Source organism: Nocardia sp. JCM 38205 (genome assembly GCF_058222935.1).
In genome coordinates this window covers 99,401-111,474 of the sequence record NZ_JBYHFL010000005.1, presented here as the reverse complement: position 1 = coordinate 111,474, position 12,074 = coordinate 99,401, and the positions used below count along the sequence as shown (strand labels likewise).

Annotated in this window: 12 protein-coding genes and 1 tRNA gene; 9 read left to right on the top strand and 4 right to left on the bottom strand. The window is 67.0% G+C overall.

The features are described 5' to 3' along the window. Window positions 1-59: 59 nt before the first annotated feature. A tRNA-Leu gene (locus tag AC4HOU_RS19360) sits at window positions 60-143 on the bottom strand. A gap of 222 nt (window positions 144-365) precedes the next feature. Here AC4HOU_RS19360 and AC4HOU_RS19355 point away from each other — a divergent pair. The 7 genes from AC4HOU_RS19355 to polA all read left to right on the top strand — a co-directional run bounded on the left by AC4HOU_RS19355 (window position 366) and on the right by polA (window position 9,487). Beyond that, complete coding sequence (locus tag AC4HOU_RS19355) at window positions 366-980, top strand: ANTAR domain-containing response regulator (RefSeq protein WP_014350328.1); 615 nt, start codon at window positions 366-368, stop codon at window positions 978-980. A gap of 228 nt (window positions 981-1,208) precedes the next feature. Next, a complete protein-coding gene (locus AC4HOU_RS19350; protein ID WP_490725064.1) occupies window positions 1,209-2,405 on the top strand; it encodes a branched-chain amino acid ABC transporter substrate-binding protein in 1,197 nt (398 codons plus the stop codon). Between the two features lie 94 nt (window positions 2,406-2,499). Further along, window positions 2,500-3,537, top strand: a complete 1,038-nt coding sequence (locus AC4HOU_RS19345; protein ID WP_163813740.1) for a branched-chain amino acid ABC transporter permease — start codon at window positions 2,500-2,502, stop codon at window positions 3,535-3,537. After that, complete coding sequence (locus tag AC4HOU_RS19340; RefSeq protein ID WP_490724879.1) at window positions 3,534-4,961, top strand: branched-chain amino acid ABC transporter permease; 1,428 nt, start codon at window positions 3,534-3,536, stop codon at window positions 4,959-4,961. The genes AC4HOU_RS19345 and AC4HOU_RS19340 overlap by 4 nt, the downstream gene beginning before the upstream one ends. Next, window positions 4,958-5,926, top strand: a complete 969-nt coding sequence (locus AC4HOU_RS19335) for an ABC transporter ATP-binding protein (RefSeq protein ID WP_163813742.1) — start codon at window positions 4,958-4,960, stop codon at window positions 5,924-5,926. The genes AC4HOU_RS19340 and AC4HOU_RS19335 overlap by 4 nt, the downstream gene beginning before the upstream one ends. Further along, window positions 5,923-6,654, top strand: a complete 732-nt coding sequence (locus tag AC4HOU_RS19330; RefSeq protein ID WP_228807136.1) for an ABC transporter ATP-binding protein — start codon at window positions 5,923-5,925, stop codon at window positions 6,652-6,654. The genes AC4HOU_RS19335 and AC4HOU_RS19330 overlap by 4 nt, the downstream gene beginning before the upstream one ends. A 61-nt stretch (window positions 6,655-6,715) precedes the next feature. Beyond that, entirely contained in the window at window positions 6,716-9,487 is a 2,772-nt protein-coding gene (gene polA, locus AC4HOU_RS19325; protein WP_163813743.1) for a DNA polymerase I, read from the top strand. 38 nt (window positions 9,488-9,525) lie between these two features. Here the strand turns inward: polA and AC4HOU_RS19320 are convergent, their stop codons facing one another. Continuing rightward, window positions 9,526-10,140: a PepSY domain-containing protein gene (locus tag AC4HOU_RS19320; RefSeq protein WP_163813744.1), complete on the bottom strand. Its 615-nt coding sequence runs from the start codon at window positions 10,138-10,140 to the stop codon at window positions 9,526-9,528. Window positions 10,141-10,405: 265 nt separating this feature from the next. On the opposite strand from AC4HOU_RS19320, the gene AC4HOU_RS19315 reads away from it, so the two are divergent. Both AC4HOU_RS19315 and AC4HOU_RS19310 read left to right on the top strand, forming a co-directional pair. Continuing rightward, complete coding sequence (locus AC4HOU_RS19315) at window positions 10,406-10,537, top strand: hypothetical protein (protein ID WP_256673274.1); 132 nt, start codon at window positions 10,406-10,408, stop codon at window positions 10,535-10,537. A gap of 90 nt (window positions 10,538-10,627) precedes the next feature. Then, window positions 10,628-11,056, top strand: a complete 429-nt coding sequence (locus AC4HOU_RS19310; protein WP_194992274.1) for an alpha-isopropylmalate synthase regulatory domain-containing protein — start codon at window positions 10,628-10,630, stop codon at window positions 11,054-11,056. Window positions 11,057-11,119: 63 nt separating this feature from the next. On the opposite strand, the gene trxA is transcribed toward AC4HOU_RS19310, so the two are convergent. Together trxA and AC4HOU_RS19300 are read right to left on the bottom strand one after the other, a co-directional pair. Continuing rightward, the gene (gene trxA / locus AC4HOU_RS19305; protein WP_163813745.1) at window positions 11,120-11,491 is read right to left on the bottom strand and encodes a thioredoxin; all 372 of its coding nucleotides are present in this window, start codon (window positions 11,489-11,491) and stop codon (window positions 11,120-11,122) included. Window positions 11,492-11,539: 48 nt separating this feature from the next. Then, window positions 11,540-12,070, bottom strand: a complete 531-nt coding sequence (locus AC4HOU_RS19300; RefSeq protein ID WP_163813746.1) for a 2'-5' RNA ligase family protein — start codon at window positions 12,068-12,070, stop codon at window positions 11,540-11,542. Window positions 12,071-12,074 lie beyond the last annotated feature (4 nt).

The following is a 12,074-nucleotide window of genomic DNA, read 5'->3' as shown; positions in this document are numbered from 1 at the left end:
GACGAACATCCCCGTTGGTGAGCGCTTTCCGCGAACAGGGGTGGGCGAAGGGATGTGAGTGCCGAGTGTGGGACTCGAACCCACACGTCCGTGAGGACAACGGTTTTTGAGACCGTCGCGTCTGCCAGTTCCGCCAACTCGGCGCACCGGGTGGAAATGATAGCGGGTGAGTGGGGTAATCGCCCAACCGGTCGCCTCACGGTTGTGACGTAGGGGGTGTGCGCTGGGTATATGCGTTCGATGCCGAGGTGAAAGGTACTCTTTACATCACTCGATTGCGTGACGGTGGGTCGTCGGCCGGTTCGTCCGGCTCTGGCCGCGGTCGATCGTGTCGGGGCTCGAGCATCGAACCAGAGGGGTCTTCTATGAGCACTACTGCGGGCGCGGACGCGAAGGCAGGCGCCGGGGCCAAGCGTGTCGTCGTCGCCGAGGACGAGGCCTTGATTCGCATGGATCTGGTCGAGATGCTCACCGAAGAGGGCTATCAGGTGGTCGGTGAGGCGGGCGACGGCCAGCAGGCGGTGGATCTGGCGGTGGAGCACCGGCCGGATCTGGTGATCATGGACGTGAAGATGCCGCGCCGCGATGGAATCGACGCGGCCGCCGAGATCGCCTCCAAACGTGTTGCGCCGGTGGTGATCCTGACCGCGTTCAGTCAGCGCGATCTGGTCGAGCGGGCACGCGACGCCGGGGCGATGGCCTATCTGGTGAAGCCGTTCACCAAGTCGGATCTGGTGCCCGCGATCGAGTTGGCCGCGAGCCGGTTCCATGAGATCACCGCGCTCGAGGGTGAGGTCGCGAGCCTGTCGGAGCGGCTGGAGACCCGCAAGCTGGTCGAGCGGGCCAAGGGCGTGCTGATGCAGACCCAGGGGCTGTCGGAGCCGCAGGCCTTCAAATGGATTCAGCGCACCGCGATGGATCGCCGTACCACCATGAAGGCGGTCGCGGAAGTGGTTCTGGAGAATCTGACCCCGCAGTGACCGCCGCTCGGGCCTTATACCCGACGCGATTTACATCGCGGAAACATGATCGCGAAAAAGAATTCGACACGATGTCATCTGCATGATCCGAATGTGATGCGGATCTAACCTGCCGACGCTATGTTTCTGCGCAGGCTGAGTGGTCGGCCTCCTCGGTTGCCCGGGGGAAGCACAGGAACGCAGAGGTGAATCGTGCTTAGTTCGACGTGGCGAAACCGTACGGTGCGAGTGCTGGGGGCCGGTGCGGCCGTAGCCCTGGTGTTGACCGGATGCAGCGATAAATCGACGGGGGATTCGGAGGCCACCGGCGCCGACACCGGGGGCCTGTCCATTCAGCCGGTGATGCAGATCGACGCCCAGGGCAAGGAAGTTCCGTCCACCGACACCGCCGCGGCCGCCGATCCCGCCGGTGACGGTTCGGCGACCTGCCCGGAGAACACCTCGATCGCCATGGCGGGCGCACTGACCGGACCGAATGCCGCGCTCGGCATCAATATCCTCAACGGCGCGAAGCTGGCGATCGACCAGCACAACAAGGCCAATCCGGGTTGCCAGATCGAGTTGAAGGACTTCGACACCGAGGGCAACCCGCAAAAGGCCACGCAGATCATCCCGCAGATCGTCAACGATCCCACCGTCATCGGCTTGGTCGGCCCGGCCTTCTCCGGCGAGACCAAGGCCACCGGCCAGATCCTCAGCGACGCGGGCCTGGTGGCGGTGTCGTCCTCGGCCACCAACGCCTCGCTCACCCAGAACGGCTGGCGCAGCTTCTTCCGCGGCCTGGCCAACGACGACGTGCAGGGCCCGTCCGTGGCCAATTACATGATCAATACCGCCGGCTACAAGAAGGTGTGCGTCGTCCAGGACAACACCGATTACGGCACCGGCCTCGCCGCCAGCGTCACCGCCGCACTCGGCCCGGTGGCCGATCCGGCGTGCGCGGCCAGTATCAAAGAGGGTGACAAGGACTTCTCCGCCACCGTCACCAAGATCGCCAGCGCGAACCCGGACGCGATCTTCTACTCCGGCTACTACGCCGAGGCCGCACCGCTGGCCAAGCAGTTGAAGTCCGGCGGCGTGGACGCCACCTTCGTTTCCGCCGACGGCAGCAACGACCCGCAGTTCGTCTCTCAGGCCGGTAGCTCGGCCAAGGGGGCGGTGCTGTCGTGCCCCTGCGGTCCGGCCCCGAAGGAATTCACCTCCGAATACGAGGCGCTCAACGGCCAGGCCCCCGGCGTCTACTCGGTGGAGGCCTATGACCTGGCCACCATCCTGGCCAAGGGCATCGACTCGGGCAAGCTCACCCGGCCCGACCTGCTCGAATTCGTCCGCTCCTATGACGGCGCCGGCCTGGCCCGGCAGTACAAGTGGAACCCCGACGGCGAACTGTCCAACGCGCTGATCTGGGTGTACGAGGTCAAGTAGCGGGAGTGGTACCGGCGCGTGCCCCACGACCCTGCCGGAGGGTCGGGGTACGCGCCGATCCGTCAGGGGCGACAGCGATGAGGGCAAGGCACGGATGACTCCTACCGTTTACGTCGGCGCGTTACCGCTTGCCGACGGTTCGATCGACTTCAACTACGAGGGGGTGATCGATCAATTCTGGCGACTGACCGTCGACGGACTGTCCTACGGCGCGATCTACGCCCTGGTGGCGGTGGGCTACACGCTGGTGTACGGCGTGCTGCGGTTGATCAACTTCGCGCATTCGGAAGTGTTCATGCTCGGCATGTTCGGGCAGTACGTGGGGTTGATGCTGCTGGGATTCTCGCCCAGCGGTGATGTGTATTCCCAAGGTGTCATCCTCACCGTCACCTATCTGGGTTTGGCGATGCTGTTCGGGATGGCGGTCTCGGGTGCGGCGGCGGTGGGATTGGAGCGGGTCGCCTATCGGCCGTTGCGCCGTCGCGGCGCCAAACCATTGATCTTTTTGATCACCGCGATCGGAATGTCGTTCGTACTCCAGGAATTCGTGCATTTCATCCTGCCGAAACTGTGGCCGGATCTGGGTGGCACCAATGCCCAGCAACCGATCATCCTGGTCGAGCCGACGGTGCAGTTCAGTGTCGGCGGCGCCGACGTCACCAATGTGACGATCGTGATCGTGGTGGCCGCGGTGGTGCTCGCCGCGGCAGCCGAGATGCTGATCAACCGCACCAAGTTCGGGCGCGGCATCCGCGCGGTGGCTCAGGACCCGGATACCGCCACGCTGATGGGGGTGTCGCGGGAACGGGTCATCATGCTGACGTTCCTCATCGGTGGTGTGCTGGCCGGTGCGGCGGCGCTGTTGTACGCGCTGAAGATTCCCAACGGCATCATCTATTCCGGCGGTTTCGTGCTCGGTATCAAGGCCTTCAGCGCGGCGGTCCTCGGCGGCATCGGCAATCTTCGCGGCGCCTTGCTCGGCGGGCTGCTGCTCGGGCTGGCCGAGAACTACGGGCAGATCCTGTTCGGCACCGAATGGCGCGACGTGGTGGCGTTCGTGGTGCTGGTGCTGGTGCTGATGTTCCGGCCGACGGGCATCCTCGGTGAGAGTCTCGGGAGGGCCCGCGCATGAGTGAGAAGTCCACGCCGATCGAGGCTCCGAAGCCGCCGCCGCGGCCGATGCACGGTGTCGGCGACGCGTTACGCGGCTGGTGGGAGGGGCTGAGCCGGCCCGCACAGTGGGCGGTCGGCGTTCCGGCGATCATCGCGCTCGCCCTGCTTCCGCTGTTCCCGCCGCCGCTGCTGGACACCCCCGGCACCAGTTTCGGCGGCGTGATGGCTCAGTTCGCGATGTACGCGCTGATCGCGATCGGGTTGAACGTGGTGGTCGGGCAGGCGGGCCTGCTCGACCTCGGATATGTCGGCTTCTACGCCGTCGGCGCCTACACCGTCGGCCTGTTGACCAGCCCGAACAGCCCGTGGAATCAGACCGACGGCGGCTGGCTCGACTCCGACTGGGCGTGGCTGGCGTGTGTGCCGCTGGCCATCGCGGTGACCGCGGTGTCCGGGTTGATCCTCGGCTCGCCGACCCTGCGGCTGCGCGGTGACTACCTGGCCATCGTCACCCTCGGGTTCGGTGAGATCGTGCGACTGCTCGCCGACAATCTCGGCGATCTGACCAACGGCAGCCTCGGCCTGTCCGGCATCGCCTACCCGCGTGTCGGCGAATCCGAGGAGCGACCGACCGGGGTGTTCTCGGCGGGCAATGTCGGTGCGGGCGACAGCGCGAACCTGCTCGACCGCGCCAACTCCGGCACCTGGTGGTACTGGCTCGGCATGATCTGCGTGATCGTGGTGCTGCTCATCGTCGGCAACCTGGAACGCAGCCGGGTGGGCCGGGCCTGGGTCGCGATCCGCGAAGACGAGGACGCGGCCGAGATCATGGGCGTGCCGGCGTTCAAATTCAAGCTGTGGGCATTCATGATCGGCGCCGCCGTCGGCGGATTGTCCGGCGCCTTGTACGCGGGCCAGGTGCAGTTCATCAATCCGACCGGATTCAACATCATCAACTCGATGCTGTTCCTGTGCGCGGTGGTGATCGGCGGTCAGGGCAACAAACTCGGCGTCATCATCGGGGCGTTCCTGATCGTGTACCTGCCCAACCGGTTGATGTCGGTGCAGCTGGTCACCGATGAAACCGCGGGCTATATCCAGCTCGGCGTGCTGGCGGTGGTGTTCGCCGGACTCGCGCTGGCGTGGAAGCGGTGGATGCACGAGCGCGGCGTGTGGGCGCGCAGGCTGTTCGTCACCGTCACGGTGGTGCTCGGGGTGTACTGGCTGGTCCTGCTCGGCAGCGTGCTGCTGTTCCGGCCGCAGGGCGCGCAGACCCTCGGCGACCTGAAGTATCTGTATTTCGGCATCGCGCTGGTGGTGATGATGATCCTGCGGCCACAAGGTCTTTTCCCGATGCGGCAGAAACTGCTGGCCTACGGCAGGCAGATCTATCTCGCGGTGCGCAGACCGATGACGGCCGAACCGGTGGGAGCGAAGCGATGACCGGGCCGGGCGCGGGCGACGCACTGTTCGACAACGAAGATATGGCCGCGGGGTATGCCCCGGAACCGGAGGTGGAGTCGGCGGGCACCGTCGACGTCGAGGCCGTCGACCCGGCGCTGGCCGATGCGGCCGCGGTCGCCGAGGCGGTCGCTCCGCGTCGCGAGATCGAGACCGAGGTCGGCGCGCCGCTGCTGCGCACCGAGGGGTTGACCGTGAAGTTCGGCGGCCTGACCGCACTCGATGCCGTCAGCTTCGAGATCCGCCGAGGTGAGATCCTCGGCCTGATCGGCCCCAACGGTGCCGGCAAGACCACCTGCTTCAATGCCATCACCGGCGTGTACCGGCCCTCGGCGGGCACGGTGTATTTCGACGGCAAGCCGCTCACCAAGACCAAACGCAACGCCATCACCCGCCTCGGCATCGCCCGCACCTTCCAGAACGTGCGGCTGTTCGGGGAGATGACGGCCCTGGAGAACGTGGTGGTCGGCACCGATGCCAGGCACAAGACCTCGGTGCCAGGCGCGATCTTCCGCACGGCCAGGCATCGGCGCGAGGAACGCGACGCCATCGAACGCGGCATGGCGTTGCTCGAATTCGTCGGTATCGCGCCGCGCGCGGTGGAGAAGGCGCGCAACCTGTCCTACGGCGATCAGCGTCGCCTCGAGATCGCCCGTGCGCTGGCCACCGAACCGAAGCTGCTGTGCCTGGACGAACCGGCGGCGGGGTTCAATCCGAGCGAGAAGTCGGCGTTGATGGACCTGATCCGCAAGATCCGCGACGACGGGTTCACCGTGCTGCTGATCGAGCACGACATGCGGCTGGTGATGGGGGTGACCGACCGGATCGTCGTCCTCGAATTCGGCCGCAAGATCGCCGATGGCCTGCCCGCCGACATCCGGGCCGATCCGGCGGTGATCGCCGCCTATCTCGGTGTGCCCGACGACGAGGACGGACAGGACGCATGAGCACAGCCACTTCGATGCTCGAAGTCGACGAGATCTACGTCAACTACGGCAGAATCCGAGCGCTGCACGGCATCTCGCTGCGCGTGGCCGAAGGCGAACTGGTCACCCTGCTCGGCGCCAACGGTGCGGGCAAGACCACGACGATGCGCGCGCTGTCGGGGCTGCTGCCGCTGACCAAGGGCCGCATCGTCTTCGAAGGTCGCGACATCAGCCGGATGAAAGCCCACGAACGGGTCGTGGCCGGGTTGATCCAGGCACCGGAGGGCCGCGGCATCTTCCCCGGTATGTCCGTGCAGGAAAATCTGGACATGGGTTGTTACGCACGGCCTTTCAAGCAGAAGGCCGACTACGCCGCGACCCTGGAGCGGGTGTTCGAGCTGTTTCCGCGGCTGCAAGAGCGGCGCAAACAGGTCGGCGGCACGCTCTCCGGCGGCGAGCAGCAGATGCTGGCGATCGGCCGGTCGCTGATGGCGCGCCCGCGCCTGCTGCTGCTCGACGAACCCTCGATGGGGTTGGCGCCCATGGTGATCCAGCAGATCTTCCGCATCATCAGCGAGATCAACCAGCAGGGCACCACGGTGCTGCTGGTCGAGCAGAACGCCAGGCAGGCGCTCAAACGCAGCGATCGCGGCTACATCCTGGAGACCGGTGCGGTGACCAAGTCCGGTACCGGTGCGGACCTGCTGGTCGACCCGGCGGTGAAGTCGGCGTACCTGGGTGTCGGGTGAGTGGCGCGCGCCCGGGTGTCGGCGGTTCGACTTGTCGGTGGCTGTCCCTACACTCTGGGGGGTGAGTTCACCGACGACAGCCCCGCGTTCTGCCTCTTCCGGATCCGGCACGGCACCGAGCACCGCGTCGAGTGCCGCCGCGACGGCCACGGGGGAGCGGCCGACGCTATTGCTGATCGACGGCCACTCGGTGGCCTATCGCGCCTTCTACGCGCTACCGGCGGAGAACTTCAAAACCGTCACCGGCCAGACCACCAACGCGGTGTACGGGTTCACCGCCATGCTGATCAACCTGCTGCGCGATGAGAAGCCCACCCATATCGCGGCGGCCTTCGACGTCTCGCGCCAGACCTTCCGCACCGAGGCCTACCCCGAATACAAGGCCAACCGCACCACCACGCCGGACGAGTTCCGCGGCCAGGTCGAGCTCACCAAGGAGGTGCTGGGTGCGCTCGGCATCCCCGTGATGGCCATCGACGGCTACGAGGCCGACGACGTCATCGCCACGCTCACCACCCAGGCGGTGCCGCAGGGTTACCGGGTGCTCATCGTCACCGGCGACCGTGATTCCATCCAGCTGGTCAACGACGACGTCACCGTGCTGTACCCGCGCAAGGGCGTCTCCGATCTCACCCGCTTCACCCCCGAGGAAGTGCAGGCCAAATACGGTCTCAGCCCGGCGCAGTACCCGGACTACGCAGCGCTGCGCGGCGACCCGAGCGACAACCTGCCCGGCATTCCCGGCGTGGGGGAGAAGACCGCCGCCAAGTGGATCCGCGAATACGGTGATCTGGCCACCCTGGTCGACAAGGTCGACGAGGTGCGCGGCAAGGTCGGCGACGCGCTGCGCGCCAACCTGAGCAGCGTGGTGCTCAATCGTCAGCTCACCGAGATGGTGCGCGATGTGCCGCTGCCCTACACCCCCGATCAGCTCGCTCAGGGGCCGTGGGACCGTGAACGCATCCACCGGCTCTTCGACGACCTGGAATTCCGGGTGCTGCGCGACCGGCTGTTCGAAACGCTGGCACCGCCCAGTCCGGAGGCGGAGTCCGGTTTCGAGATCAGCGGTTCGTCGCTGGCGCCGGGCAGCGTCGGCGATTGGCTCACCGATCACGCGCCGGCCGGGGTGCGCCACGGGGTGTCGGTGGTCGGTTCCGGTGCGCCGGCGCACGGCGACGTCAAGGCGATCGCCATCGCCGCGGCCGACGGTGAGGGCGCCTATATCGACGTCACCGGAATGACGCCCGAGGACGAAGCCCGCCTCGGCGCCTGGCTGGCCGATCCGGCGCGTCCCAAAGCCTTGCACGAGGCGAAGTCCGCGATCCACGCCCTGCGCGGGCGCGGGTGGACGCTGGCCGGGCTCACCAGCGATACCGCGCTGGCCGCCTACCTGGTGCGGCCGGGGCAGCGCAGCTTCAACCTCGACGATCTGTCGCTGCGCTACCTGCACCGGGAGCTGCGCGCCGAAACCGACGAGACCCCGCAGCTGTCGCTGCTCGACGACGAAGACGCCGTCGACACCGAACTCGCCAAGGCCGAGATGCTGCGCGCCCGCGCCGTCGCCGATCTCGCCGAAGCCCTCGACGGCGAGCTGGCGAACATCGAATCCACCGCACTGCTCGGCGAGATGGAGTTGCCGCTGCTGGAGGTGCTGGCCACGCTCGAAGACGCGGGCATCGCCGTCGACGTCGACCAGCTGGAAACGCTGCAACGCCAGTTCGCCGACAAGGTGAACGAGGCCGCCGAGGCGGCCTACGGCGTGATCGGCAAGCAGATCAACCTCGGCTCGCCCAAACAGTTGCAGGTGGTGCTGTTCGACGAGCTCGACATGCCCAAGACCAAGCGCACCAAGACCGGCTACACCACCGACGCCGACGCGCTCGAATCGCTCTACGAGAAGACCGAGCATCCGTTCCTTGCGCATCTGCTGGCCCACCGCGACGCCACCCGGCTCAAGGTCACCGTGGACGGCCTGCTCAAGTCCGTCGCCGACGACGGCCGCATCCACACCACCTTCAACCAGACCATCGCCGCCACCGGCCGGTTGTCCTCCACCGAGCCGAACCTGCAGAACATCCCCATCCGCACCGACACCGGCCGCCAGATCCGCGACACCTTCGTCGTCGGCCCCGGTTACGAATCGCTGATGACGGCCGACTACAGCCAGATCGAGATGCGGATCATGGCGCATCTGTCCGGCGACGCCGGCTTGATCGAGGCCTTCAACTCCGGGGAGGATCTGCACACCTTCGTCGCATCCAAGGCCTTCGACATCCCGATCTCGGAGGTGAATCCGGAGATGCGGCGCCGGATCAAGGCCATGTCCTACGGCCTGGCCTACGGTCTGAGTTCCTACGGCCTGTCCGCGCAGCTGAAGATCAGCACGCAGGAGGCCAAGGACCAGATGGAGGTCTACTTCGCCCGGTTCGGCGGTATCCGCGACTACCTGCACGAGGTGGTGGAACAGGCCCGCAAGGTCGGCTACACCCAGACCCTGTTCGGCCGCCGCCGCTATCTGCCCGACCTGGATTCCAGTAACCGTCAGCGCCGCGAGGCCGCCGAACGGATGGCGCTGAACGCGCCGATCCAGGGCACCGCCGCCGACATCATCAAGGTCGCGATGATCAACGTGCACAAGGCCATTCAGGACGCGGGCCTGAAGTCGCGGATGCTGCTGCAGATCCACGACGAACTGCTCTTCGAGGTCGCCACCGGTGAACGGGAAGCCCTGGAGGAACTGGCCAGGCGGGAGATGGCAGCGGCCATCGACCTGTCGGTGCCGCTGGATGTGTCCGTCGGCACCGGCCGCAGCTGGGACGCCGCCGCGCACTGATAGCCGTACCGGTCTCGGCCGGTGCGTCGGTCGCGGATTCAGCGCTCGGTCGTATTCGCCATCACTCGTCCGGAAACGGCGTCGATGGTGACCTCATGCTTGGTGCCGGAGGGATCGATCACGTCCGACTCCCACACGGTGGTCCCGTTGTCGCTGTCGAGATTCAATTCGGTGATGGTGCCGCCCGGAACTTCCCGCAGTACGCTGTCGGCCGCTGCCCGGTAGTCCACGCGAGCGGTTTGTATGCGGTCGCGATGCTTGGCTTTGTCGGCGTCGTCCTCGTTCTTCGCGACGGGCCCCATGGTCACGGTCGCGCCGTCGCCGGACACCTCCATCTCGTGCTCGATGCCGTCGGCGGTGACGACCTGGACCTCCCAGCCGTGGTCGCGTTCGGTCTCGATGGAGATGAGCGTGCTACCGGCCACGGCGGCCGTCGCGGTGCTGCCCGCCTTGTGCAAGGCGTCGGTGTCGAGGGCTGCCGCTGCCGAGCCCGTCACGGATGCCGACACCGTCGTCGCCGGCGGCGCCGTGGTCGCCACCGCATCGTTGTCGCTGCCGTCGGCGCACCCGCTCACCGCGAGGAGTGCGGCACCGGCCAGCACCACCGGCGCGCCGTACCGGCTCTTCGGACCCGAACCACCTGGGACTCGCATCTGTTCCTCCGTTCGCCGCTGTTTGCACGGGCGTGCCCCGCCGACGTGCGCCGAAACCTGTTCCGCGCACGCCGGGACCGAGCGAAACGACCTGGTGCGCGAGCACGATGTCCCAAGAGACCGGGTAGGTGATTCCGGCTACCCGCCTGCTACTCGCGCGTAACCCGGTCGCGCCCGATGACCTGGGCGAACAGCATCCGGCACGAAAGGAAACGACAAGCAAATGTGGTTGCCTTCGCCGCATCGACTCTCTATCCTCGGACGCGTGCCGAATCCCTCCGACCGCCACAGCGCGCCGCTGCATGTCGCCGACCGCGACAGCGTTGCGCTAGTTCCGCACACCGCGATGGTGGCGCGTCGGCTACTGCTCGTAGTAACCCGCCGCAGCGGGGTCTGATTCGGACCGGCCCCCTCGCTGCGGGCCGTTTGACGTTTGTTGCTGGTCCCCTCTGCCGCCTCACGCATTCTCGGGAAGACCTACGTGACCATGCTCACCCTCGATAGCCATGACCTGATCGCCGCCGCCCCACGGAGCCTGCGCTCCGAAAGCGCCGGCCTGACCCCCGACCAGTTCCGCGACCGCTACGGCGAAAGCACCGGGCCGATCCGCCTCGGTGACTGGTCGCCGGCCGGGAACCGGAACGCCACCTTCACCGCGACCCTCGAATTCGCCGGTCACCTGCGCACCGTGGTGGCCACCGGCAACCCGGTCGCGGCCATGACCTCGGCCCTCTACGACGAGGGCTACCCGGTCGAGATCCTGCAATTCCATCAGCGCCGCACCGGCTCGGCCACCGCCACCTTCGTCCAGTGCGAATTCAACGGCCGCCGCGGCTGGGGCGCCGCCCTGGCCGGCGACGGTGCCGAATCCACCGTGCGCGCCATGATCGCCGGGCTCAACCGCCTCGGCGCCTGACACGACAGACGGGTCCGGCCCTCCCGATCGGGAGGGCCGGACCCGTCGTCACGGTCTGCGGTATTACTCCGTGGAAGCCTGCTGTTCGGCCAGCTGCTTGCGCACCTCGTCCATGTCGAGGGCCTTCACCTGGGTGACCAGGTCCTCGAGTGCGGCCGGGGGCAGCGCGCCGGGCTGGGCGAACACCAGCACGCCCTCGCGGAAGGCCATGATCGTCGGGATGGACCGGATGTTGGCCGCGGCCGCGAGACCTTGCTCGGCCTCGGTGTCGACCTTGCCGTGCACCACGTCGGGGTGCTGCTCCGAGGACTTCTCGAAGGTCGGGGCGAAGCTCTTGCACGGACCGCACCACTCGGCCCAGAAATCGACGAGTACCACGTCGTTTCCAGTGACGACCTCATCGAAATTCTTGTCGGTCAGCGTCTGCGTTGCCATGGGCGTCCTCTCGTGTGGGTGTGCCGGGTCCAACGCCGGGCGCCGGTATTATCTTCCACCGGCGACCGGCCAGGCCCGCCGTTCGTCGCCGTCCCACCTCCGGATACCCACCGCGGTCGCGGTGAAATCACGATCCGACGCGACAGCGAGAATCGCCGCGCCGAGCTGCGGTGGTGGCACGCGTCTGGCCAGTGTGACATGCGGGGTCCACTGATCGGGATGCATATTGCCCGGAACTCCAGGGCACGGCGCAACCAGTGCGTGGACGCGGCGCTGCCAGGCCAGCAACTGCTCGGACGGCACCACCAGCCGCACCAGAATGGGCCGGCGCGCCCCGAACACCAGTACGCCACCCAGCCGCACCGGAAACGGGTGAAACGGCAATTTCTCCAGGTCGTGGTCGATGCGCGGCCAGATCTGGCCGGCCACCGCCAGGGTGATGTGCGGGCGTTTGGGCGGATCGCCCGCGGCGGGCTTGCGGATGACGCCCGTCAGGCCCGCCGCGGCCAGCGCGGACCACTGCTGACGGATGTACTCCTCGCCCGTGTCGTCGAGCACCAGTTCCACCGACTGCACCATGATC